The sequence below is a fragment of the Mycobacterium sp. genome (genome assembly GCF_049683935.1).
Classification (GTDB): domain Bacteria; phylum Actinomycetota; class Actinomycetes; order Mycobacteriales; family Mycobacteriaceae; genus Mycobacterium.
In genome coordinates this window covers 14,077-36,826 of the sequence record NZ_JBAUJR010000257.1, presented here as the reverse complement: position 1 = coordinate 36,826, position 22,750 = coordinate 14,077, and the positions used below count along the sequence as shown (strand labels likewise).

The 22,750-nt window shown below is 66.9% G+C and carries 23 protein-coding genes; 12 read left to right on the top strand and 11 right to left on the bottom strand.

Annotated features, from left to right (window positions below; genetic code table 11):
* Positions 1–79 precede the first annotated feature (79 nt).
* Complete coding sequence (gene dop / locus WA965_RS14970) at positions 80–1,576, bottom strand: depupylase/deamidase Dop (RefSeq protein ID WP_526296122.1); 1,497 nt, start codon at positions 1,574–1,576, stop codon at positions 80–82.
* Between the two features lie 140 nt (positions 1,577–1,716).
* On the opposite strand from dop, the gene WA965_RS14965 reads away from it, so the two are divergent.
* Positions 1,717–2,871 carry a hypothetical protein gene (locus WA965_RS14965; protein ID WP_526296142.1) on the top strand — a complete coding sequence of 385 codons (1,155 nt, stop codon included), beginning with the start codon at positions 1,717–1,719 and terminating at the stop codon, positions 2,869–2,871.
* Positions 2,858–4,018 carry a hypothetical protein gene (locus WA965_RS14960; protein ID WP_526296120.1) on the top strand — a complete coding sequence of 387 codons (1,161 nt, stop codon included), beginning with the start codon at positions 2,858–2,860 and terminating at the stop codon, positions 4,016–4,018. The genes WA965_RS14965 and WA965_RS14960 overlap by 14 nt, the downstream gene beginning before the upstream one ends.
* On the opposite strand, the gene WA965_RS14955 is transcribed toward WA965_RS14960, so the two are convergent.
* Positions 3,994–6,675: a helix-turn-helix transcriptional regulator gene (locus WA965_RS14955; protein ID WP_526447704.1), complete on the bottom strand. Its 2,682-nt coding sequence runs from the start codon at positions 6,673–6,675 to the stop codon at positions 3,994–3,996. The two genes, WA965_RS14960 and WA965_RS14955, sit on opposite strands and share 25 nt — an antisense overlap.
* Positions 6,676–6,716: 41 nt before the next feature.
* Complete coding sequence (locus WA965_RS14950; protein WP_526296116.1) at positions 6,717–7,250, bottom strand: DUF4333 domain-containing protein; 534 nt, start codon at positions 7,248–7,250, stop codon at positions 6,717–6,719.
* Between the two features lie 107 nt (positions 7,251–7,357).
* On the opposite strand from WA965_RS14950, the gene WA965_RS14945 reads away from it, so the two are divergent.
* Entirely contained in the window at positions 7,358–7,975 is a 618-nt protein-coding gene (locus WA965_RS14945) for a hypothetical protein (RefSeq protein WP_526296114.1), read from the top strand.
* Here the strand turns inward: WA965_RS14945 and arc are convergent.
* Positions 7,972–9,813, bottom strand: coding sequence for a proteasome ATPase (gene arc / locus WA965_RS14940; protein WP_526447702.1), 1,842 nt, complete (start codon positions 9,811–9,813; stop codon positions 7,972–7,974). The genes WA965_RS14945 and arc overlap by 4 nt on opposite strands.
* Before the next feature lie 145 nt (positions 9,814–9,958).
* Here arc and WA965_RS14935 point away from each other — a divergent pair, with 145 nt between their 5' ends.
* The 3 genes from WA965_RS14935 to WA965_RS14925 are packed head-to-tail and all read left to right on the top strand — an operon-like array spanning position 9,959 to position 11,353.
* Positions 9,959–10,426, top strand: a complete 468-nt coding sequence (locus tag WA965_RS14935; RefSeq protein WP_526296110.1) for an MTB12 C-terminal domain-containing protein — start codon at positions 9,959–9,961, stop codon at positions 10,424–10,426.
* Positions 10,427–10,450: 24 nt separating this feature from the next.
* A complete protein-coding gene (lppK, locus tag WA965_RS14930) occupies positions 10,451–11,053 on the top strand; it encodes a lipoprotein LppK (RefSeq protein WP_526296108.1) in 603 nt (200 codons plus the stop codon).
* 3 nt (positions 11,054–11,056) lie between these two features.
* Positions 11,057–11,353, top strand: a complete 297-nt coding sequence (locus WA965_RS14925) for a DUF503 domain-containing protein (protein ID WP_526296106.1) — start codon at positions 11,057–11,059, stop codon at positions 11,351–11,353.
* Here the strand turns inward: WA965_RS14925 and WA965_RS14920 are convergent.
* Positions 11,315–12,184 (bottom strand): class I SAM-dependent methyltransferase, encoded by an 870-nt coding sequence (locus WA965_RS14920; protein ID WP_526296104.1) that lies wholly within the window; start codon positions 12,182–12,184, stop codon positions 11,315–11,317. The genes WA965_RS14925 and WA965_RS14920 overlap by 39 nt on opposite strands.
* A 75-nt stretch (positions 12,185–12,259) precedes the next feature.
* Between WA965_RS14920 and WA965_RS14915 the strand changes: the two genes are divergently transcribed.
* Genes WA965_RS14915 through WA965_RS14905 form a run of 3 tightly spaced genes read left to right on the top strand, consistent with a single transcriptional unit; the run spans position 12,260 to position 14,471 of the window.
* Positions 12,260–13,138, top strand: a complete 879-nt coding sequence (locus tag WA965_RS14915; RefSeq protein ID WP_526296102.1) for a RecB family exonuclease — start codon at positions 12,260–12,262, stop codon at positions 13,136–13,138.
* Positions 13,135–13,956: an acyl-CoA thioesterase domain-containing protein gene (locus WA965_RS14910; protein WP_526296100.1), complete on the top strand. Its 822-nt coding sequence runs from the start codon at positions 13,135–13,137 to the stop codon at positions 13,954–13,956. The genes WA965_RS14915 and WA965_RS14910 overlap by 4 nt, the downstream gene beginning before the upstream one ends.
* A complete protein-coding gene (locus WA965_RS14905; RefSeq protein WP_526296098.1) occupies positions 13,953–14,471 on the top strand; it encodes a DinB family protein in 519 nt (172 codons plus the stop codon). The genes WA965_RS14910 and WA965_RS14905 overlap by 4 nt, the downstream gene beginning before the upstream one ends.
* Here WA965_RS14905 and WA965_RS14900 read toward each other — a convergent pair.
* The 6 genes from WA965_RS14900 to WA965_RS14875 all read right to left on the bottom strand — a co-directional run bounded on the left by WA965_RS14900 (position 14,455) and on the right by WA965_RS14875 (position 19,920).
* Positions 14,455–15,852 carry an FAD-containing oxidoreductase gene (locus tag WA965_RS14900; protein WP_526296096.1) on the bottom strand — a complete coding sequence of 466 codons (1,398 nt, stop codon included), beginning with the start codon at positions 15,850–15,852 and terminating at the stop codon, positions 14,455–14,457. The two genes, WA965_RS14905 and WA965_RS14900, sit on opposite strands and share 17 nt — an antisense overlap.
* Positions 15,853–15,861: 9 nt before the next feature.
* Positions 15,862–16,344, bottom strand: a complete 483-nt coding sequence (locus WA965_RS14895) for a DUF4126 family protein (protein ID WP_526296094.1) — start codon at positions 16,342–16,344, stop codon at positions 15,862–15,864.
* Between the two features lie 64 nt (positions 16,345–16,408).
* Positions 16,409–17,284, bottom strand: a complete 876-nt coding sequence (gene hisG / locus WA965_RS14890; protein WP_526296092.1) for an ATP phosphoribosyltransferase — start codon at positions 17,282–17,284, stop codon at positions 16,409–16,411.
* 2 nt (positions 17,285–17,286) lie between these two features.
* The gene (locus WA965_RS14885) at positions 17,287–17,568 is read right to left on the bottom strand and encodes a phosphoribosyl-ATP diphosphatase (RefSeq protein ID WP_526296090.1); all 282 of its coding nucleotides are present in this window, start codon (positions 17,566–17,568) and stop codon (positions 17,287–17,289) included.
* Positions 17,569–17,595: 27 nt separating this feature from the next.
* Positions 17,596–19,071, bottom strand: a complete 1,476-nt coding sequence (locus WA965_RS14880) for a sugar porter family MFS transporter (protein WP_526296088.1) — start codon at positions 19,069–19,071, stop codon at positions 17,596–17,598.
* 165 nt (positions 19,072–19,236) lie between these two features.
* Positions 19,237–19,920 (bottom strand): HAD family hydrolase, encoded by a 684-nt coding sequence (locus tag WA965_RS14875; RefSeq protein ID WP_526296086.1) that lies wholly within the window; start codon positions 19,918–19,920, stop codon positions 19,237–19,239.
* An 82-nt stretch (positions 19,921–20,002) separates the two neighbouring features.
* Between WA965_RS14875 and pbuX the strand changes: the two genes are divergently transcribed.
* The 3 genes from pbuX to uraH are packed head-to-tail and all read left to right on the top strand — an operon-like array spanning position 20,003 to position 22,746.
* Positions 20,003–21,907, top strand: a complete 1,905-nt coding sequence (pbuX, locus tag WA965_RS14870) for a PbuX/PucJ/PucK family nucleobase permease (protein WP_526296084.1) — start codon at positions 20,003–20,005, stop codon at positions 21,905–21,907.
* Positions 21,908–22,426: a 2-oxo-4-hydroxy-4-carboxy-5-ureidoimidazoline decarboxylase gene (uraD, locus tag WA965_RS14865; RefSeq protein ID WP_526296082.1), complete on the top strand. Its 519-nt coding sequence runs from the start codon at positions 21,908–21,910 to the stop codon at positions 22,424–22,426.
* Complete coding sequence (gene uraH, locus WA965_RS14860; RefSeq protein ID WP_526296080.1) at positions 22,423–22,746, top strand: hydroxyisourate hydrolase; 324 nt, start codon at positions 22,423–22,425, stop codon at positions 22,744–22,746. Before uraD ends, uraH begins: the two co-directional genes overlap by 4 nt.
* The last annotated feature ends 4 nt before the right edge of the window (positions 22,747–22,750 follow it).

Here is a 22,750-nt window from a genome sequence, read left to right as displayed (position 1 = left end):
GCGGGCTCAACAGTGTTGTCCCTGCCCGCCGGTTCTTCCACACTACCGGTCGGCAGCGAGATTGCTGGGGATAGCTCGATCAGTTTGTCAGCTGCTCAACGAGGTCCGCGGCGCTGTCGACGGAGTCCAGCAGAGCCCCGACGTGCGCCTTGCTGCCGCGCAACGGCTCGAGCGTCGGGATCCGAACCAGCGAATCACCGCCCAGGTCGAAGATCACCGAATCCCAGCTGGCGGCCGCGATGTCCGCACCGAACCGCCGAAGGCACTCGCCGCGGAAGTACGCGCGGGTATCGGTCGGCGGGCTGTCCACGGCGTCGAGCACCTGCTGCTCGGTGACCAGACGCTTCATCGATCCCCTGGCGACGAGCCGGTTGTAGAGACCCTTGTCCAGGCGCACATCTGAGTACTGCAGGTCGACCAGGTGCAGCCGCGGCGCCGACCAGCCGAGGTTCTCACGGTGCCGGAATCCGTTGAGCAGCCGCAGCTTGGCCGGCCAGTCGAGCAGGTCGGCGCATTCCATCGGATCACGCTCGAGCAGGTCCAGGACGTTGGCCCAGGTCTCGACGACGTGGGAGGCCCGCGGGTCGGGGTCGCGGCTGTCCACCAGCTTGGCGACGCGGTCCAGGTAGATGCGCTGCAGCGCAAGGGCGGTCAGCTCGCGGCCGTCGGCCAGCGCCACCGTGGCGCGCAGTGACGGGTCGCGGCTGACGACGTGCACGGCGTGCACCGGCCGGGCCAGCGCCAGATCGCTGAGGTCGAACCCCTCCTCGATCAGGTCGAGCACCAACGCCGTCGCCCCGACCTTGAGATAGGTGGATGTCTCGGCCAGATTGGCGTCGCCGATGATGACGTGCAGCCGCCGGTACTTGTCGGCATCGGCGTGGGGTTCGTCGCGGGTGTTGATGATCCCGCGCTTGAGGGTGGTCTCCAGGCCGACCTCGACCTCGATGTAGTCGGCGCGCTGGCACAGCTGGAAGCCGGGTTCGTCGCCCGAGGCACCGATGCCGACGCGACCCGAACCGGTGACCACCTGCCGGGACACCAGGAAAGGCGTCAGACCGGCGATGACCGCCGAGAACGGCGTCTGCCGCGACATCAGGTAGTTCTCGTGCGATCCGTAGGACGCACCCTTGCCGTCGACGTTGTTCTTGTAGAGCTGCAGCTTCGCCGCGCCGGGGACGCTCGCGACGTGGCGGGCCGCGGCCTCCATCACCCGCTCGCCTGCCTTGTCCCAGATCACCGCGTCCATGGGATCTGCGCACTCCGGCGCCGAGTACTCAGGATGGGCGTGGTCGACGTAGAGCCGGGCTCCGTTGGTCAGGATCATGTTGGCGGCGCCGACCTCGTCGGCGTCCACCACCGGTGGCGGGCCCGACGCGCGGCTCAGGTCGAACCCGCGGGCGTCGCGCAGGGGCGATTCCACCTCGTAGTCCCAGCGCGTGCGCTTCGCTCGCTGGATACCTGCGGCCGCCGCATACGCCAACACTGCCTGGGTCGAAGTCAGGATCGGGTTCGCGGTCGGGTCAGACGGCGACGAGATGCCGTACTCGACCTCCGTTCCGATGATCCGTTGCATACAGGCCAGCGTAGAGGTCAACAACACGGGCAGGCTCATGGGCTGCGCGGAATGCGGGCATCGAGGCGGACCTCGTGATGAGATTGGCCGACGATGACAACGCGTCACAGCTATCGCCGGCACCTCGGGTGCAGCGCTCGGTGAGCCCGACCTCCGAGCAGCGCCTGGCTGCCGAACGTTGGTTCCTCAGGCACGGGCTCCCGGCCGTGCTGCGTCCGGGCACCCTGGTGCGACGGGTGTGGATCAGGTCGGTGCCTGCCCTGGCGGCTTTCGCGACGACGATGGCGTTCTCGATCGTCACCGTCACCGTCACCGGTAGGCACACCATCGACATCGACGGCACCCCCACCAGAACCGAGTGGTTCATCCTGGCGATCGTCGTGTTGGTGCTTCCGGTCGCGGCGGTGGTCGGCTGGCTCGCGTCGCGTGTCGACGATGTGCGCATCCGCATCGTGATCTCGGCGGTGTCGGTCGCGGTGGCGGCCTTGAGCACCGTCTTCGGGGGTCCGACCGCCTTCATCCTGGTCGACGTGATCGTCGAGGTCGTCGTCATCGCGGCGATATTGCTGTGCACCGCAACGGGAATCGGCTCGATCCTGGGCTGGGCGGCGCGGATGACGATCGGCAATCTCGCCTCGGTGGGCAGCATGCTGCTCCGCGCGCTTCCGATCATGCTGCTGACCGTGCTGGTGTTCTTCAACGGGCCGGTCTGGACGATGGCGTCCACCGTCAGCCGTGGCCGGCTCTGGATCGCACTGATCTTCCTGTTCACCATCGCCGCGGCCTTCATGGTGTCCAGCACGCTCAGTCGCGTCCGACCCATCCTGGATCCGGGCGCCAAACAGCCCGAGGACGCACAGAACCTCGTCGGGACACCGTTCGAGACGATGCCCGACCGGCCGCGGCGGGTGCGACTGTCCACCTACGAACGGGCCAACGTGGTGTTCGTGGTCAGCCTGTCGCAGATCGCCCAGGTGTTGACGGTGGCAGTGGTGACCGGCCTGTTGTTCCTCACACTGGGGTTGATCCTGGTGAGTCCCGAACTGTTGGCCGCGCTGACCGGCGACGGACCCAGCGACGGGCAGTTCCTGGGCATGACGCTGCCGATACCCGACGCGCTGATGCAGGTCACGATGTTCCTCACCGCGTTGACCTTCATGTATCTGGCCGCCCGCGCCGTCGGAGACAAGGAGTACCGGGGCCAGTTCCTCGATCCGTTGCTCGACGACCTGCGGCTCACGCTGGTGGCCCGTGACCGCTACCGCACCGCGACGGCGGTCGATGAGCACCTCTGAAGCGAGTCTGCCGCAGATCCACGAGTGGTTCCTGCACCGTGGGCTGCCCCTGGTGCTGACGCGACGGGTTCGGTCCCGGGCGTTGATCTCGCGGTCGGCGCCGGTGGTGGCCGGTCTGGGCGCACTGACCGCGCTCACCATGCTGCTCGCCGACTGGACGGGCGACGATCCCGACTACGACTACATCGTCCGACTGGCGGTCATCGCCGCGATCCTGGCGGCCGCGCCGTTCGTACTCGACGTGCTGCACCGTCGCGACACGACGGCATCGGAAGCCGGAAGACGCACGGCCGCGCTGGCGGTGATGGCGATCTTCGTACTCCTGATGCCGGTGATCGCGTCCGGTTGGTCGGCTTCAGCGCTGGCCGAGGCGCCGGCCTTCCTCGCAGTGTCCCTGTTGGCGATCTGGTTGACCTACCTCGGTTTCGGCTCGATCCTGTTGTGGGCGTTCCGGTTCGCCTGGGTTCAGCTGGGCGCCCTCGGAACGCTGATGAGCCGGGCACTGCCATTGCTGATGCTGACGGTGGTCGTGTACTTCACCGGTGAGCTGTGGCAGTTGGCCGCCCGGATGAGCCGGGAAAGGCTCTGGCAGACCATCGGATTCTTCAGCGTGGTGGCAGTCGTGTTCATGATCGCCACCATCCGCGACGAGGTCAGCGCGTTGCGCGAGGACAGATCCGGGCCGTCAGATCCCGCAGCGCTGCTCGCCGGCACACCGCTGGCCGGAAAAGCCGACTCCCACCCCGCCAAGACTCCGCTGTCACTGGCCGAACTGGTGAACGTGGTGGCCGTCATGGTCGTCGCGCAGGCCATCCAGGTCGTGCTCTTCACCGCGGGACTGTTCGCGTTCTTCCTCGCACTCGGCATCATCGCGATCCCCGACGATGTGACGGTGTTGTGGTCCAGCGAGCAAGCCTGCGCCGTCGGTCAACCGCCTTGCGCCGGAACCTGGTTCGGCATCCACATCCCGATACCACAGACCGTCGTGCACACCTCGCTGTTCGTCGCGGTGCTGTCCGGGCTGTACTTCACCGTCAGCACCAGCGTCGACCCGCTCTACCGGCAGCGGTTCTTCGAACCGCTGATCGCCGACGTGGCGGTGAGCCTCGCCGGTCGCGACGCCTATCTCGAACTCGAACGTTCCTGATCCCGGGGATCGTCACGCAGCAGCATGTGCCGGGTCGCCTCGGTTCGCGAGGACACCCCGAGCTTGCGGTAGGCACGGTAGAGATGGTTGGCCACCGTCTTGGCACTCAGGTGAAGTCGCTTGGCGATCTGTTGATTGGTCAGGCCGCGCGCGACCTCCTCGAGGATTCGGCGCTCGGTGTCGGTCAACCTGCCGATCTCCGGAGAGTGTGTCGGCGGTGGCACCCGTGCGGCCCACGCGGAGGCGCCGATTCTGCGGAATCCGTACAGAGCCTCGGTACGGGCGTGGTCGCGCGCAGCCTGCTCGGTGGCCACCCCGGCCACGTCCATCAGAGTCCGGGCGCGGTCGAACGCGTCGATGCTGTTGTCGTAGAGGGTGACCGCGTCGCCGAGCAGGCGTTGCGCACGCTGCGGATCGCGGGCCGCACACAACAGCGCCTGCGCTCGGAGTGCGGTCGCCCGGGTCCACCGACTGGCGCCGGGGCTGGCAGCGACACCGGTGAGATGAGCGGCGATCGGTTCCGCGTCGCCGGGTCGCCCGTGGGCGACGTACGCCTCGATCAGGTCGATGTGCCACCGCGCCAGTTGTGGCGCCAACAGCCCCGCCACCTGCTCGAAGGCCCAGCACTCGCCCAGGTGACCGATCACCTCGTCGTATCGGCACTCGGTGAGGGCGACCAGACCGGCGTTGGCGAGCAGGAAGTAGCGGGCACCGAACGTCAACTGCTCGTCGGAGATCGCGAAGCCCAGCGTCAGATCTGCCGCTGCCGCCTGGTCGTCGCCTCTGATCGCTGCCACCCGCGCCCGCAGCGACAGCCAGAACGGCGCGAACGCCCGCTGTCCGGTGGCCAGACACAGTGCGACGGCTTCGTCGAGGCAGACCAGTGCATCGTCGAATCGGGAAGCACGCAGGTGAGTTTCGCCCAGCGCTCCGTACGCCATCGCCAGTGACGCCCGCGCTCCCTCCGATCGCAGCGCACCGATCAGACCGGTCAGCGCGGACACACCCTGCCCGTATCTCTCCGCGATGGACATCGCGCGGCCGACGTGCAATCCGACCAACGGGTCGTGGCGGATCGCGGCCATCAGGTCGAGGGTGTCGAGCGTGCCGACCAGGTCGTCTGCGCGACCTTCGTCCCAGGCGCTCGCAGCGTGTGCGAGAACCACCGTGGCCACGTCCGATTCGACCGATCCGGACTTGGTCTGCGCCACCGCAGCTTCCGCGGTCTCGACGATCTGCGCGACGAGCCCGAGCATTCCGAGGGGAACCGCCATCCGGGCGCGCACGACCCCGACCTGCTCGGGCGTTGCCACGGTCAGGCACTCCGTGAGTCGCTGATGGGCAGCCGCGGGGGCACCGTCCATCGCCTCGAGTGTGGCCAGCGTCAGAGTCGCTGCCACGTGCAGGTCCCCCGACGCCGGATCCGCGAGCACCGCCTCGAGTCGGTGTCGCGCAGTCCCCGCCTCGCCGGCCACCCCGAGCAGTTCGGCCGCCTCGAGTCGCAATCGACCGCGCCGGGTATCGCTGCCCGTCATCTCGGCGGCGAGGTCCAACATGCGAGCCGCCGCCTCGATTCCCCGGCCGGCCCGCATCCCCTTGGCGGCGTCGACGAGCGCGTCGGTCAGGGCGTCGTCCGGTCCGATGGTGCCCTGCGCGCGATGTGCCAGCCGGATTTCCTCGGGCACCGTCGGGTTGTCTGCGAACTCGATGTTGAGCTGACGACGCCGCTGCTCGGGCATGCCTGCGAGAACCGCGCTCCGCAGCAGCGGATGACGCAGCCACAGTCGGCCGTCAGCCAGGTTGACCAATCCGAGGGCCTCGAGTTCCCCGAGTGCCGTAGCGGCATCGGGTGTTTCGGTATCAACGAGGGTTGCCCAGGCACCGTCGGAGGACACCGCGACGCGGTCGAGCAGCTCTCGCGCCGGGCTGCCGGGTGGCGGGAGTTGGCGGGTGAAGACGGCGGCGAGGTTGCCGACGAGCGGAATTTCCTGCGGCAGTGGCTGCGCGCCTGCCAATTGGTCGCGCGACAGCGCCTGCGGGAGCTCGAGGAGCGCAAGGGGATTACCCGACGCGTCGCCGACGAGACGCTGGGCCACCGAGGAATGGATCGGCGAATCGGTGGCGGACCCGATCACCTCCAGCGCCTGGCCGGGGGTCAACCCGCGGAGTTCATGAGTGCAGAAGCCCTCGGCGAAGGCCAGCGTGGTGCGCACCCGACGCCCAGTGACGACGACGAGCACCCCACCGAGCACCGCCCGCCGCAGCGCCAGATTCACCGCTGTCCGGCTCGATGGATCGGCGTCGTGGATGTCGTCGATGAGCAGCGCGAGATCGGCGGCGTTCTCCAGCCCGCAACGGAGCACGTCGGCGGCGGCCATCGGGTCGGGATCGGTCGAATCCCACGCGGTGGCCGCCGGAATCGGCAATACCGCCGCGATCTCGGCCGCGGTGGACATCGGAGTTCCGAGTTCGCCGGATCGACAGGTGACGATGCGCGCCGCGGTTCCGATCTGATCGGCGAGCCAGGTCAGGGTGCTGGATTTACCCATCCCGGGGTCACCCAGAAGGACATGCACCCGGCCCCCGCCGATGCGGGTCTGAGCCCATGCGTGCGTCAACCGGTCGCCGAGTTCGGTCCGCCACGCCAAACCTGCCATTTGCTGGCAGGTTATCCCAGAAGTCGGGCTGAGCGCTCCCGCTAGTTCGCGCCGACCACTTCCCAGGTGTCCTGAGCGTCCGGCCCTCCTGCGGTGACCTTCACCGGGCGGGTATCGCCACGCCGATCCGCGGCCTCGCATTCGAACGACTCACCGACGGCGACCACTTTGAGCCCGTCGCCGCAGCTGACGACGACTTCGAATCCGTAGTCCTTGGAGACGTCCTCGGACAGGCCCTGTCCGGTTTCGGCCAGATCGAAGACCACGTCGAGGGTGGAGAAGTCGACGTTGTAGTCGTCGTCGGTGAACTTCACCTCGACCCGCACGTCGTTGCCCTCGAGATCGGCGATGCAATTGAAGCTGGAACCCGCTTTCGGTGAATCCTCGGGCCGGGGGCATTCGACCGCCGACACCTCGCGCGCCACAGCCATCGAGGAGTACTGCTTGTTGAGTTCGTCGCTGATCGCGGACTCGAGCTTCTCGTAGTCCGGACCTCCGGACGAGAAGGAGAACTGGCAACCCGCGGCCATGGGCGCAAGCAACACCAGGGCCAGCAGTGATCTTGGCGATGTCACGCTCTAAAGGTACTGCTCAACCCGGGCGTGGACCATGGGAAATAATGCTCAACTTCCCTCCACCACATCCCCTCGACCTCGCCTGTCCGGGTACTAGATTCACTGTCGTGAGCGAACTGCGTGGTAAGCGCTACGGCGAAGTCCTGTTGGTGCGCGTCAGTTCGGACTCCGACGCGGGACCGACCGCCACGGTCTACAACACCTTCCCGCTCAACGACTGCCCGGCCGAACTGTGGTCGCAGCTTGACGCGGGAGCCATCGCCCGAGAGCACGGGACGGCAGGTGCACTGCTCAACGGCCCGCGGTATTGGTTGATGGACAGTATCGAGAAGGACATGTCCGGAAAGCGGGAGATCGTGACGTTCGGTGGCATCGAGATGCTCCGGCAGGCCACCGTCGAGTTGTCGTCGATGAACCCCGGGCCGTATCTGGCCAACACCGTCATGCGCAACGCGGTGTTCGTGTTCAACGCCGGCGCACCGGTTTTCGAGCTGATCGATGCGGACGGCCGGCGCTGGGTGATGCAGACGTGGAGCCAGGTCGTCGACCCCGCACTGTCCTACAGCGACCTTGCCGACCTGGCCACCCGACTGAAACTGCCCGAGGGTTGGTCCTATCGAACCCGCGTCCTCGAAGAACCGCTTCGTATCGACACCACCGATCAGGCCGCCCATGTTCTGCAGGACGACCTGACCAACAGCTACTCGCTTTCGGTACCGGTCTAGAGGTACTGCCCCAGGTTGGACTCGGTGTCAATGGCACGGTTGGCGCTGCTGCTCTTGCCGGTGACCAGCGTGCGGATGTAGACGATCCGCTCACCCTTCTTGCCTGAGATCCTGGCCCAGTCGTCCGGGTTGGTGGTGTTGGGCAGATCCTCGTTCTCGGCGAACTCGTCGACGATCGAGTCGAGAAGGTGCTGGATCCGCAATCCTCGCTGACCGCTCTCGAGCACCGCCTTGATCGCATTCTTCTTCGCCCGATCGACGACGTTCTGGATCATCGCGCCGGAGTTGAAGTCCTTGAAGTACATGACTTCCTTGTCACCGTTGGCATAGGTGACCTCCAGGAACCGGTTGTCGTCGATCTCGGCGTACATCCGGTCGACGACCTTCTCGATCATCGCCTTGATGGTCAGCGAACGATCGCCGCTGAACTCGGAGAGATCGTCGTCGTTTATCGGGAGTTCCTCGGTCAGGTACTTGCTGAAGATGTCCTGCGCCGACTCGGCATCCGGCCGCTCGATCTTGATCTTGACGTCCAGGCGGCCGGGCCGCAGGATCGCCGGGTCGATCATGTCCTCACGGTTGGAGGCGCCGATCACGATGACGTTCTCCAGCCCCTCCACGCCGTCGATCTCGCTGAGGAGCTGCGGGACGACGGTGGTCTCCACATCGGAGCTCACCCCGGTGCCGCGCGTGCGGAAGATGGAGTCCATCTCGTCGAAGAACACGATCACGGGGGTGCCTTCGGACGCCTTCTCCCGGGCCCGCTGGAAGATCAGCCGGATGTGACGCTCGGTCTCACCGACAAACTTGTTCAGCAGCTCGGGGCCTTTGATGTTGAGGAAGTAGGACTTCGCCTCGCGCGCGTCGTCACCACGCACCTCTGCCATCTTCTTGGCCAGCGAGTTGGCCACGGCCTTGGCGATCAGCGTCTTGCCGCAACCGGGCGGGCCGTAGAGGAGCACGCCCTTGGGCGGCCGCAGCGAGTACTCGCGGTACAGCTCCTTGTGCAGGAACGGCAGCTCCACGGCGTCGCGGATCTGTTCGATCTGGCGGCCGAGGCCACCGATGTCGTTGTAGCTGACATCGGGCACCTCTTCCAGCACGAGGTCCTCGACCTCGGCCTTGGGAATGCGTTCGAAGGCGTAACCGGCCTTGGTGTCGACCAGCAGCGAGTCGCCGGGGCGCAGCTTGCGCGGCCGGTCGTCGCCGGGCTGCTCGTCCTCGTAGCTGTCCGGCAGGTGCTCCGCCGACACCAGCGGCTCGGCCAGCCACACGATCCGTTCCTCGTCGGCGTGGCCGACCACCAGGGCCCGATGCCCGTCGGAGAGGATCTCACGCAGCGTGCTGATCTCACCGACCGATTCGTAATGGCCCGCCTCGACCACGGTCAGCGCTTCGTTGAGGCGAACGGTCTGGCCCTGCTTGAGCTCTTTGGTGTCGATGTTCGGCGAGCAGGTCAGCCGCATCTTGCGACCCGAGGTGAACACGTCGACGGTGTCGTCTTCCTGCACGGCGAGCAGCACGCCGTAGCCGCTGGGCGGCTGCCCGAGACGGTCGACCTCTTCGCGCAACGCCAGCAACTGCTGGCGCGCTTCCTTGAGGGTGTCCATCAGCTTGGCGTTGCGGGCGGCCAGCGAGTCGATGCGCGCCTCGAGCTGATGCACGTCACGCGCGCTGCGCAATCCGCTCTGTGGTCCTACCGCGTTCTCCAGCTGCTCCCGCAGGATCGCAGCCTCACGGCGGAGTTGTTCGAGTTCTGCAGCGTCCTCTGCGGACAGGTGGTTATCAGGGGTTGTCCCAAAGACTTCAGAGGCCTCAGAACGCTCGGACTCACTCATGGGGAGCTCCTTTCCCACACCGGATGTTGGTGCGGTAACAACTTCAACGCTACCGGCGATTCAGTCTTTGTGTGCGCTGTAGGAATTCGACACACCAGCAACACTGTTAGCCTCTGAGAGAGTTCGGCCCTTCGAAAGGACAGGCGTGACCCTGAAAAGCCTAGTTACCGGCGCCGCCGCAGCAGTCGCGATCGGCGGCGCGGCACTCGGTGTGACCTCCATTTCAGCTTCCACTGTCGCGTCGGCAGCGCCCGGTTCGTTCAGCATCCCGGCGCAGCCCGCGTGCGCGGCGACCGCCGGGCAGCTGCGGTCTGTGATCGACGGCCTGCTCGCGCCCGGCGTACCCGCCCGAACAGGTAAGAGCGACCTCGTGCAGGGTGGCCTCGGCTTCAGCGACGGTGCACTGGCAGACCGGGCCATCAACGGCGCCTACGCCCGGGGATCGCTGCCCGTCAACTTCACCGTCGCCGACCCGGTCTGCAACGGACCCTCTGCCACCACGACGTTGTCCGCGAACGGCCAGAGCCTCAACGCTGTGTTCGTTCCGGGCGGCCGCTACGGCTGGGTGCTCTCCCGTGCGTCAGCGGTGAGCGCCCTGAGCCTGTTCGGCTGATCTCTCGGTAAGCATTACCGGTCTATGACGCTGGTGCGTCGCACCACTCTGAGCCTGGGCGCCGCCACAATCGTGGCGGCGTTCGGGCTCAGCGCGTGCAGCCAGCCGGCTACTCCGGTGGAGTCACCATCGGTGGAGACCTCCCCGGCCCCGTCGGTGGGCATGCCCGCACCGGCCGCCCCGGCGCCCGGAGGGCCGCCGCTCCCACCTGACGCGGCGTTGATCGACGTCATGGCCAGGCTCTCCGACCCCGCGATCCCAGGGGACCAGAAACTCGATCTGATCGAAGGCGCGACTCTCGACGAAGCGGCCGACCTGGACCGTTTCGGTGTTGCGCTGCGTGACAACCGGTCGCTGCCCCTCACCTTCGAGGCACGGGACCTGGCCTGGTCCCAGGCGGACCCGGGCAACGTCGTCGCGACGGTGGTGATCAGGACGGCCAACCCCCAGGACGGTGAGTTCACCTACCCGATGGAGTTCGCCCGGGTAGACGGGTCGTGGCAGCTGACGCGACGGACCGCCGAGCTGATGCTGCAATTGGATGACGGAGAGACAACGGCTCCCCCCTCCGCCAGTGCGCCGCCTCCTCCTCCGGCTCCCCCGGCTCCCCCGACTCCGCCGCGCTAGCCGATGTGGATCGGCTGGCTGGAGTTCGACATCCTGCTCGGTGATGTGCAGTCACTGAAGCAGAAGCGCTCCGTCGTCCGGCCGTTGATCGCCGAACTCGCGCGGCGGTTCTCGGTGTCGGCCGCCGAGACCGGATCACTGGACCTTCATCGACGCGCAGGCGTGGGTGTGGCCGTGGTCGCCGCGGACCGCAGTCATGTGGTTTCGGTGCTCGACGCCGCAGAGCGGCTGGTGGCCGCCCGGCCCGAGATCGAGCTGCTGTCAGCCAGGCGGGGACTCCGCCGCAGTACCGACGACTGACTCGCGCCCACGATTCTTCTTGCGCAGCGGAATCGGCGCGACCGTTCCCGGGGCCAGTTTGCGCGCACTCACCAGGAACGCCGTGTGCCCACGCATCGTGTGCTCAGGGCGCACCGCCAGCCCCACTACGTGCCATCCCCGCTGCATGCTCTCCCAGGCCCGGGGTTCGGTCCAGCACTGTTGTTCGCGCATCGCCTCCACGGTCTTGGACAACTGCGTCACGGTGGCGACATAGATCATCAGCACGCCGCCGGGGACGAGCGCTCTGCCGACCGCGTCGAGCACATCCCACGGCGCGAGCATGTCCAGGACCACCCGGTCGACCTCGGGTCCGGCGTAGTCGACGACGTCGGCGATCACCAGCTCCCAGTTCGGCGGTCGGTCACCAAAAAACGTCTCGACGTTGCGGATCGCGTGCTCGGCGTGATCGTCGCGCACCTCGTAGGAACTCACATGCCCCTCGGGCCCGACGGCGCGCAGCAGCGAGCAGGTCAACGCCCCGGACCCGGCACCCGCCTCGAGCACCCGTGCCCCGGGGAAGATATCGCCTTCATGCACGATCTGAGCGGCGTCCTTGGGGTAGACCACCTGCGCGCCGCGGGGCATCGACATCACATAGTCGACCAGCAGCGGCCGCAGCACCAGAAATTGATCGCCGTTCGTCGATCGCACCACACTGCCTTCGGGCAGACCGACAACCTCGTCGAGAGAGATGATGCCGCGGTGTGTGTGGAACTCCCCACCCGGCTTGAGCAGCATCGTGTAGCGCCTGCCTTTCGCGTCGGTGAGTTGCACGCGATCACCGACGGCGAACGGACCGGTTCTGGGCACAGCTGTTCAGCCTGCCAGTAGACGCGCCGCTCCGGGTGCCCGGGGTTTGTCTCACCCCGGTCATAGGCTTGGGTCATGAGTGAGGCGACGGGGCGGCCGGTGCGGCGGCCGGCGCTGTCCCCGTCGCGGGCCAGCGACTTCAAGCAGTGCCCGCTGCTGTACCGGTTCCGGGCCATCGACCGGTTGCCGGAGCCGTCGTCCACCGCACAGGTTCGCGGCTCGGTCGTGCACGCCGCGCTCGAACAGCTCTACACCCTGCCGGCGGCCGAACGTGGTCCGGACACGGCGCTGTCTCTGGTCATGCCCGCCTGGGAGCGGATCGTCGCCGAGCAGCCCTCGGTCGCCGACGACATCGATCCGACGCTGCGGACCGAACTCCTCGAAGAGGCCGGCCGCCTGCTGTCGGGCTACTACCGGTTGGAGGATCCCACCCGCTTCGATCCTCAGAGCTGCGAACAGCGTGTCGAGGTCGAACTGGAGGACGGGACACTGCTGCGAGGGTTCGTCGACCGCATCGACGTCGCGGCTACCGGCGAGCTCAGGGTGGTCGACTACAAGACGGGCAAGGCGCCGTCGGAAGCATGGGCGCTGGCCGAGTTCAAGGCGATGTTCCAGATGAAGTTCTATGCGGTCGCCCTGTTGCGGTCGCGGGGCGTGCTTCCCGCCCGGCTTCGGCTGCTGTACCTTGCCGACAGCCAGGTGCTCGACTACACACCCGACCTCGACGAGCTGTTGCGCTTCGAGAAGACGTTGATGGCGATCTGGCAGGCGATTCAGTCTGCCGGTGTCACAGGGGATTTCCGGCCACGCCCGTCCCGGTTGTGCAACTGGTGCGCCCACCAGGCCCACTGCCCGGAGTTCGGCGGCACTCCCCCGCCCTACCCCGGCTGGCCCGAGGTGCTCGACGACGGTGATCCCGATGCGGTGCTGCGGGCTGCGGAGCCTGCGGCGTGATCGATTGTCTCTTCCGTCGGCGACGCGGGGCCGGTGACGGCGCCGACGAGCCTGGCGGTGAGTACGAGGTCTTCGAATCCACCGACGGCACCCGCAGCAACTGGGATCCCGAGATCCAGCACGGCTCACCGCCGTTGGCGCTGCTCACCAGGGCGATCGAAAATCTCGCTGCGGGATCGGGTCTGCGGATCGGGCGACTCACACTCGACATCCTCGGCGCCATCCCGGTGACGACCGTGCGGGTCCGCGCCTGGGTCGACCGGCCGGGCAGCCGGATTTCGATGATGGTCGCCGAGATGGTGACCGATCGCGCCGACGGTACCCGGCGCCCGGTCGCGCGCGTCACCGCCTGGCTGCTGGCACCCAGCGACACCCGGGACGCCGCCACCGACCGGTATCCGCCGCTCGTCGAAGGGGTTGCCACCGAGAAGGCCCACGCCTGGGAGGGCGCGCCGGGTTATCTGGAGACGGTGGATTGGCGCAAGCAGGCGGACCCCGGCGGGGCAGCCGCCGAGGTCTGGCTGAGTCCGCGTGTACCGCTCGTGGATTCGGATCCGACAACGCCTCTGCAACGGCTTGCGATGGTGGTCGATTCTGCCAATGGCATCGGTGCCGCGTTGGATCCGCAACTGTTCGTCTTCATGAACACCGACACCGTCGTGCATCTGCACCGGTTGCCTACGGGCGCCGATTTCGGCTTACAGGCCCGGGGATCGATCGGCCCGGATGGCATCGGGGTGACGACCGCGGAGATCTTCGACCGACAGGGCTTCATCGGCACCTGCGCGCAGACCCTGTTGGTGCAGCGCCGCGCATGATCATCGAGGCGCGTCGGCAGTTCGAGCTGGCATGGTCGTTGGCCGAACTGCACCTCGCGGAGCTTGTCGACGAGGATTTCCTCTGGGAGCCGGCGAGTCTGTGTTGGACGGTTCGGCAGGACGAAGCCGGGGTGTGGCGTCCGGACTGGGCCGAGGCCGAACCCGACCCGATCCCGGTGCCGACGATCGCCTGGTTGAGTTGGCACATCGACTACTGGTGGAGCGCGGCGATCGCAGCGCTGACCGACCGGAAAGGCCGTGACTGGTCCGAGGTCGTCTGGGCCGGCGATGGCCCGGCCGCGGTGGCGCGGCTTCGCGCCCTGGCCGTGGACTGGCGAGAGGTGTTGGCGGACATCGGCGAACGGGATCTGACGGCGGCCGCCACGTTCCCGTGGGGCGCGGACACCGAGCACACTGTCGCCGACACCGTGCTGTGGGTGACCGTGGAGCTGACCAAGAACATCTCCGAGATCGGGCAACTGCGACTGATCCGGGCGGCTACTGCAGCGGCTTGAGGTCCTGCAGCATCGTCGGCACCAGTTCGCTGACGGTTGGATGGATGTGCATCGTGCGCGATATCGCGGTGTAGGGCAGTTTGGCGGTCATCACATCGAGGATGTCCTGCACGACTTCGTCGCCGCCGACCCCGAGGATCGACGCCCCGAGGATCTGCTCGGTCTCGGCATCGACCACCACCTTCATGAAACCCTGCGTCTCCCCCTTCTCGACCGCCCGGCCGACCCGGGTCATCGGCCGCTTGCCCACCAACGCCTTCCGGCCGGACCGACGGACCTCCTCGGCCGTCATTCCGGCCCGGCCCAGCGGAGGATCGATGTAGAGCGCGTAGGTGGTGATCCGGTCACTCACCTTGCGGGGATCGTTGTCGAGCAGGTTGGCCGCGACGATCTCGAAGTCGTTGTACGAAGTGTGGGTGAACGCGCCACGGCCGTTGCAGTCGCCCATCGCCCAGATGTGGTCGACGCTGGTCCGAAGCTCATCGTCGACCACGACGTGGCCGCGGCCGTCGGTCTCCACACCAGCCGCCTCCAGTCCGAGATCGTCGGTGTTGGGTTGGCGCCCGACCGCGACGAGCAGATGAGTGCCGGCGATCGGTTCGGCTCCGGCGCGCGGGGTGACGGTGAATCCGCTGTCCTGCTTGGCGAAGCTGATCGCGTCGGCGTCGAGCACCACGTTGATGCCCTCGTTCTCGAGAATGTCCTTGATGGCGGCGGAGACGTCCTCGTCCTCCCTCGCCGTCAGCCTCGGTCCGCGCTCGACGACGGTGACCCGGGCGCCGAACCGGCGGTGCATCTGGGCGAACTCCAGGGCGATGTAGCTGCCACCGATGACCACGAGGTGTTCGGGGACGACGTCGAGGCCGAGGACGCCCACGTTGGTCAGGTAATCGATGTCGGCCAGGCCCGGCATATCCGGCACCACGGCGCGCCCGCCGACGTTGAGGAATATCCGATCGGCTTCGAGGAGTTGGTCGTCGACGCGGATGGTGTGCGGGCTCTCGAAACGGGCGTGGCCGCGAATCAGGCTGCACCCCTTCATGCCTTCCAGCCAGGACTCGACGCCTTCGCGGTCGCCGCTGCTGATGCGGTCCCTACGTGCCTTGACCTTCGCCATGTCGACGGTGACATCGCCTGTGCCGATACCGAAGTCGGCACCGCGCCGTGCCACATGTGCCGCATGCGCACTGGCCACCAGCGTCTTGGTCGGGATGCAACCGTAGTTCACGCATGTGCCGCCGACGAGCTTGCGCTCGATCACCGCAACTGTCTGCCCGGCGGCCGTCAACCGCCCCGCCAGCGGCGGGCCGGCCTGGCCGGCGCCGATGATGATCGCGTCGAATCGCTGCGCACCCGAGGAGCCTTCAGACTTCTGTGCCATCTCGCTGTTCTACAGCAGGCTCACGAGGAACGCGACCAAGAACCCACCACCGACGGCGAGCGCATCCTCACCGAACGCACCGGGTCGGTCGTTACCCCCCTTGGCGGCGGCCACTCTGCTGCGCAGTGCAGCACCACCCAGCGTGCCGAGCACGGCGCCGATGACACCGGCGCCGGTGGCGCTGAATGTGTGGAAGAACGCGCTACCGATCACGGCGCCGGCGAATCCTCCGGTGATCAGGCGAGCGATGAACTGCGGCGGGACCTTCCGGCTCGGCGTCTTGGGCAACTGATCGGTGACCAGTTCGGCGAGCAGGAAGATCGTCAGGACCGTGACGGTGATCGGATGCGAGACCCATTCCGACCATTTGTCGCTGACATCGATCCAGCCGAGCATCGCGCCCCAGGCAACCACAGCGGGCGCGGTCATTGCGCGCAGACCCGCGATCACACCGATCATCAGCGCCAGAAGCAGAACGAGAACCTGTGTCATCGGACCTCCGAGCGGTGGACGGACCTCCGGACGCTAACACGGGTGACCGACTTACGCGTCAAGATCAGAAGCGGCAGAACCTGATATCGGAGGCCAGGATCGCCTTCGCGCCGATCGCCGCTATCTCATCCATGATCGCGTTGACGTCCCGCCGGGGTACCAACGCCCGCACCGCGACCCAGTCCGGATCGGCCAACGGCGCGATCGTCGGGGACTCCAGCCCGGGTGTGACCGCAGTGGCTTGCTCGAGCAGCGAACGGGGGCAGTCGTAGTCGAGCATCAGGTACTGCTGGCCGAACACCACACCCTGGACACGGGCCGCCAACTGGTCGCGGGCAGCGGCCTTCTCGCCACCGCCCTCCCGGTCGTCCCCGTCGCCGGAGTCGTCGCGTTCGATCAACACCGCCTCGGAATCACACAGGGATTCACCGAAGGCGATCAGGTTGTGCAGCCCCAGGGTGCGACCGGATCCGACAACGTCGGCGATGGCATCGGCGACGCCGAGTTGCACCGAGATCTCCACGGCGCCGTCGAGCCGGATGACCGTCGCCGTGATGCCGCGGGCGGCAAGATGTTTGCTCACCAGATTGGGAAACGCGGTGGCGATGCGCTTGCCCTCCAGGTCTTCGACCCGCCACTGCCGACCGGCGGGCGCCGCATAGCGGAACGTCGACGAACCGAAGCCGAGTGCCAGCCGCTCACGCACCGGCGCAACGGATTCCTGAGCCAGATCGCGCCCGGTGATGCCGAGGTCCAGTTGGCCCGAACCGACGTAGATCGCGATGTCCTTGGGACGCAGGAAGAAGAATTCGACCTGATTGGCCGGATCGACGACGGTCAGATCCTTGGTGTCGGTGCGCCGGCGATATCCGGCCTCGGAGAGGATCTCGGCAGCCGACTCGCTCAGCGTGCCCTTGTTGGGCACTGCGACTCTGAGCATCCTCACAGCTTCCGGTACACGTCGTCGAGCGACAACCCGCGGGAGAGCAGCAACACCTGTGTCCAGTACAGCAGCTGGCTGACCTCCTCGGCCAACGCCTCGTCGCCCTCGTGCTCGGCCGCCAGCCACACTTCGCCGGCCTCTTCGAGGATCTTCTTGCCGATGCCGTGCACGCCGGCGTCGAGTGCTGCAACGGTGCCGCTGCCTGCAGGGCGGGTGCGCGCCCGTTCGCTCAACTCCGCGAACAGCGCATCGAAGGTCTTCACGGGTCGCGATTGTCCCATGTCGCCGCGGGCGGAGTCACGGCGGTTTCATGAGGTTGCGTTCGGCGACTTCTTTCCGTGCAGGACCTCACCGTGCATGTCCTCCAGCGACACACCCTTGGTCTCCATCACCCAACGCCACACGAAGAGTCCCGACAGGATCGCGCACAGCCCGTAGAACCCGTAGGCCAGGCCCAGTTGTTCGCGCAGGCCGGGGAAGGTGACGGTGATCAGCCAGTTGGCCGCCCACTGGCCGGCCGCTGCCAGTCCCAGCGCGGCGGCACGGATGCGATTGGGGAACATCTCTCCGAGCAGCACCCAGACCACCGGACCCCACGACATGCCGAACGCCACCACGAACAGGTTCGCGGCGATCAGGGCGATCACGCCCGAAGCGCCGGGCAGGCTGGGATTGCCGTCGGGACCCACGGTGGCATTGGCGAAGATCACCGCCATCGTGATCAACGTGACGGCCATGCCGGACGATCCGATGAGCAGCAGCGGTTTGCGCCCGATCTTGTCGATCAGTGCGATCGCGATCAACGTGGTCAGCACGTTGATCACCGACGTGATGACGGTGTAGATAGCGGACTCGTCGGCACTGAAACCGACCGCCTGCCACAGCACGTTGGAGTAGTAGAAGATCACGTTGATGCCGACGAACTGCTGGAAGATCGACAGCCCCAGGCCGACCCAGACGATGCCGTAGAGGCCACCGGTCGGTTTCCTCAAGTCCCGCCAGGACGGCTTGTCCTCGCGCTCGAGCGTGTCCTGGATTCGCGTGATCGTGATTTCCAGGTTCTTCTCGCCGAGCAGCATGTTGAGCACCCGGCGCGCCTCTGGAATCTGATGGCTGGCAACGAGATACCGCGGCGACTCCGGGATCGTGAAGGCCAGGGCCCCGTACAGCACGGCCGGCGCCGCCATCGCCAGGAACATCCACCGCCAGGCGTCCAGGCCGAGCCACAGCGGCTCGTTGGGTCCACCTGCGGTCCATTGGAGCAGCCAGTTCACCACGAATGACAGGAAGATGCCGGACACGATGGCCAGCTGCTGCAGCGAACCCAGCCGGCCGCGAATCCGCGGCGGCGAGGTTTCGGCGATGTAGGCCGGCGCGATCACCGACGCGACACCGACACCGATGCCACCCACGATCCGGAAGACGACCACCCACACCACATCGGGCGCGAGTCCGGTACCGAAGGCGCTTATCAGGAAGAGCAGCGCGGCGATCTTCATGACCGCGATGCGGCCGATCCGGTCGGCGATCCGGCCCGCGGTCATCGCGCCGGCCGCGGCGCCGAGCAGCGCCGAGGCGACCGCGAAGCCCAGCTCGGCGTTTCCGATGCCGAAGTCTTCCTGGATCGAGTCGACCGCACCGTTGATCACCGCGCTGTCGTAGCCGAAGAGCAGACCGCCGAGGGCCGCTACCGCGGCGATGCGGACCGCAGTGCGGCCGGAGGAGAAGTCGTCATCGGTGATCGCCGAAGCGGCGTCGTCCACTGGGGGACCCTGACCAGCCATGAGACCCGTCCTTTCGCAGCGTTGCGTGATGCGTGTCACATTCAAGCACTCGCGCGACGACCTCGGGTGGTTTCGTTCAGGTCGCGGCAGATGTGTGAGGCTGCGGCGAAAGCCGGCGCTGTGCCGCCGCGCCCGAGCAACCGAAAGTGCGGGGGCACCGATACGTCAGGTGAGGTGTTCCCGAGACTCCCGGTCTATTTCGCCGTGGATCCTGCGCAGGTCCGCGACCTCGAGCTCGGCCAGCGAATCGGCATGGCGCCGCCGTAAACCGCCGGGGACGGGGACGTCGTTGGGAACGACCAGCACGGCGCACCCGGCGCCCTCGGCCGCTGCGGTGCCGGTCACCGAGTCCTCGACGGCCAGGCAATCGGCCGGCTCGAAGCCGAGTAGTTCCGCGGCCCGCAGATACGGATCGGGGGCAGGCTTGCCGTTTCGGACCTCGTCGCCGCACACCGAGACCGAGAAATAGTGGCGACCAATGCTATTGAGGGCGCGCTCTGCCAGGGCACGCTGGGTGTTCGTCACCAGAGCCATCGGAGTGCCTTCGGCCACAAGCGCTTCCAGCATCTCGCGGGCTCCGTCGCACCACGGCAATCCGTCGTCGAAGAGCTCGGCGGTGTGGTCGTGCAGCCTGACGATCGACTCCGCCATCGCGTCGGGATCGGGCTCCAGGCCCAGTTCCGCGAAGGCGATCACCATCGTCTCTTCGGCTGATGCCCCGACCAGAGCTGTCCGGGTCTCGCGACTCATCGCGCCGCCGTGCGACTCGTAGAACGCGGAAAGTGACACGTCCCACAGCTTCTCGGAGTCGACGAGCGTGCCGTCCATGTCCCACAACACTGCCCGCACCCGGCCATTCTGGCACGCGGTCGTGGTGCGGCGCGAACCCGCTCGACATGCGAAGAAGTGAGTTCTGCCGGATTCTTGGACGATGGCGGCTCCGATCACGACAAAAAAGGGCAAGCGTGTGCACCCGGTCGACGAGGTGCTGCCCATTCCACAACTCGCGACATACGGCTTCCAGCACGTCGTGGCGTTCTACGCGGGTGCCGTGCTGGTGCCGATCCTGATCGCGGGCGCGATCGGGCTGTCGGACGAAGAACTCGTGATGCTCATCACTGCCGACCTGTTCACCTGCGGCATCGCGTCGATCATCCAGGCCGTCGGCTTCTGGAAGGTCGGGGTCCGGTTACCGCTGCTGCAAGGCGTGACATTCGCCGGGGTCGCCCCGATCATCGCGATCGCGATGGCCCACGGTGGCGGCACGGCCGGTCTGCTCTACGTCTACGGAGCGGTGATCGTCGCCGGTGTCTTCACCTTCCTCATCGCGCCGGCGTTCGTGAAGATCCTCAGGTTCCTCCCCCCCGTGGTCACCGGCACCCTCATCACGATCATCGGGTTGTGCCTGGTGCCGATCGGCGCGCTGGACGCCGTCACCAACCCCGCGACCCACGAGCCCGATCCGACCAACCTTCGCTGGGTGCTCTACGCCCTGGGCACGATCGCGGTCATCGTGGCGATCCAGCGGCTGTTCCGGGGTTTCATGTCCACCATCGCGGTGCTGCTGGGCCTGGTGATCGGCTGTGTGGTGGCCTACGTCCTCGGCGACATGAACTTCGACCGGGTGGGCGAGGCCTCCATGTTCGGGTTCACTCCCCCGTTCGCGTTCGGCGTGCCGAAGCTCGACTTCGTCGCGTGCCTGACGATGATCATCGTGATGCTGATCATCGCCGTGGAGTCGACCGGCAGCACGATCGCCACCGGCGAGATCGTCGGCAAGCGGGTCAGGCCCTCGGACATCGGCAACGTGCTCCGCGCCGACGGAGTGGCCACCACGATCGGCGGGATCTTCAACTCCTTCCCTTACACCGCGTTCTCCGAGAACGTCGGCCTGGTACGTCTGACCGGCGTCAAGAGCCGCTGGGTGGTGGCCGCGGCGGGCGTTTTCATGATCGTCCTGGGCTTCCTGCCCAAGGTGGCTGCGGTCGTGGCGTCGATCCCGAATCCGGTGCTGGGCGGTGCCGCGCTCACGCTGTTCGCCACCGTGGCCGTCGTCGGCATCCAGACCCTGGGCAAGGTCGACTTCACCGACCACCGCAACGTCATCATCGTCACCACCAGCCTGGCGCTGGCGTTGTTGGTGACGTCCTACCCGGAGATCTCGTCGGCGTTGCCGTCCGGGCTCGACCTGCTCTTCGGCAGCGGCATCAGCACCGGCGCCATCACCGCGATCCTGCTCAACATCGTGTTCTTCCACACCGGCTCCCGGGGACCGCGAGTGGCCGGTGGCGGCGCCATCACCCTCGACCAGGTGAACTCGATGACCAAGGACCGCTTCACCGAGGTCTTCGGCCACGTGGTGCAGGACGTTCCGTGGGCCGTCGAGCGTGCCTACGAGCAGCGACCGTTCACCGACACCAAATCGCTGCGGGAGGCGTTTCAGGACGCGGTGCTGACAGGATCCTCCGATCAACAAGCCGAGTTGCTCAACGCATTCCACGATCTCGGCGCCGAGGACGAGACCGGAACCGCGCTCGCAGTCGACCACGTCGCCCTGTCCAATCTCGACGAGGACGACCACAACGACGTCGTGCAGTTGGCCGGCGCGTACCGTGAGCACTTCGGCTTCCCGCTGGTCATCTGCGCACGGGAGACCGAGCACTTCGACCGGGTGCTCAAGAACGGATGGTCACGTATGGACAACTCCCCCGGCGCCGAAAAGGCGTTCGCGTTGATCGAGGTCGCCAAGATCGCCAACTACCGGTTCACCGATCTGGTGGCCGACGCGAACCCGATCGCCGCCGCGCGGTTCAGCCGCCTCAACGAACTCCAGTAGATGGCCGCGAACGGACCCTTGGGCATCGAAGGTTTCAACCGCCTCTCCGAGCGGCAGCGGATGCACCTGCTGTTCGATGTGTGCTCGTCGCCGATCTGGGCTCGCCGGGTGCTCGCCGGCGGTCCGTTCCGCGACGATGACGCACTGCTCGACCGCGCCGACCGGGTGCTCGCAGAGCTACCCGATGCCGAGGTCGACGCCGCCCTCGACGGTCATCCGCGGATCGGGGCCTCGGTGTCGTCGGCCCACAGTGCGTCCTCGGCACATGAGCAGGCGCGAGTCGCCGACGCCGCCGATGCGGTGAAAGCCGAACTCGCGGAGAAGAACCGGTGCTACGAGGACACCTTCGGGTACGTCTACCTGGTGTGCGCCAGCGGTCGGACGGCCGAGGAACTGCTCGCGATCCTCAACGACCGGCTCGACAACGATCCCGACACCGAACGCCGGGTGATGCGCTCGGAGCTGGCCAAGATCAATCGGCTGCGACTGTCCCGCCTGCTGTCGAAGGAGACGGTATGAACACCCTGAGCACCCATGTTCTCGACGCCGTGACGGGCACCCCCGCCGTAGGCGTCACCGTCACGCTGACCGACACTGCCGGCGGGTCGATGGCTGCCGCGCAGACCGACGACGACGGCCGCGTGAAGACGCTGTCCGACGATCTGGCCGCCGGCACGTACCGTCTGCACTTCGATACCGGAAGTTACTTCGCCACCAAGAAAGTCGACGCTTTCTACCCCGAAGTGGTGATCGCCTTCGATGTCACCGGCGTGGACACGCACTTCCATGTGCCGCTGCTGCTGTCGCCGTTCGCCTATTCCACCTACCGCGGCAGTTGACGAG

What these genes read in the sequence shown, in the direction of transcription:
- WA965_RS14885 (WP_526296090.1), bottom strand. Translation starts at nt 17,568, where the DNA reads ATGGGACAATCGCGACCCGTGAAGACCTTCGATGCGCTGTTCGCGGAG.
- WA965_RS14915 (WP_526296102.1), top strand. Translation starts at nt 12,260, where the DNA reads ATGAGTGAGGCGACGGGGCGGCCGGTGCGGCGGCCGGCGCTGTCCCCG.
- WA965_RS14880 (WP_526296088.1), bottom strand. Translation starts at nt 19,071, where the DNA reads ATGGCTGGTCAGGGTCCCCCAGTGGACGACGCCGCTTCGGCGATCACC.
- uraD (WP_526296082.1), top strand. Translation starts at nt 21,908, where the DNA reads ATGGCCGCGAACGGACCCTTGGGCATCGAAGGTTTCAACCGCCTCTCC.
- pbuX (WP_526296084.1), top strand. Translation starts at nt 20,003, where the DNA reads ATGGCGGCTCCGATCACGACAAAAAAGGGCAAGCGTGTGCACCCGGTC.
- WA965_RS14925 (WP_526296106.1), top strand. Translation starts at nt 11,057, where the DNA reads ATGTGGATCGGCTGGCTGGAGTTCGACATCCTGCTCGGTGATGTGCAG.
- arc (WP_526447702.1), bottom strand. Translation starts at nt 9,813, where the DNA reads ATGAGTGAGTCCGAGCGTTCTGAGGCCTCTGAAGTCTTTGGGACAACC.
- WA965_RS14960 (WP_526296120.1), top strand. Translation starts at nt 2,858, where the DNA reads ATGAGCACCTCTGAAGCGAGTCTGCCGCAGATCCACGAGTGGTTCCTG.
- WA965_RS14900 (WP_526296096.1), bottom strand. Translation starts at nt 15,852, where the DNA reads ATGGCACAGAAGTCTGAAGGCTCCTCGGGTGCGCAGCGATTCGACGCG.
- WA965_RS14895 (WP_526296094.1), bottom strand. Translation starts at nt 16,344, where the DNA reads ATGACACAGGTTCTCGTTCTGCTTCTGGCGCTGATGATCGGTGTGATC.
- dop (WP_526296122.1), bottom strand. Translation starts at nt 1,576, where the DNA reads ATGCAACGGATCATCGGAACGGAGGTCGAGTACGGCATCTCGTCGCCG.
- lppK (WP_526296108.1), top strand. Translation starts at nt 10,451, where the DNA reads ATGACGCTGGTGCGTCGCACCACTCTGAGCCTGGGCGCCGCCACAATC.
- WA965_RS14955 (WP_526447704.1), bottom strand. Translation starts at nt 6,675, where the DNA reads ATGGCAGGTTTGGCGTGGCGGACCGAACTCGGCGACCGGTTGACGCAC.
- uraH (WP_526296080.1), top strand. Translation starts at nt 22,423, where the DNA reads ATGAACACCCTGAGCACCCATGTTCTCGACGCCGTGACGGGCACCCCC.
- hisG (WP_526296092.1), bottom strand. Translation starts at nt 17,284, where the DNA reads ATGCTCAGAGTCGCAGTGCCCAACAAGGGCACGCTGAGCGAGTCGGCT.
- WA965_RS14905 (WP_526296098.1), top strand. Translation starts at nt 13,953, where the DNA reads ATGATCATCGAGGCGCGTCGGCAGTTCGAGCTGGCATGGTCGTTGGCC.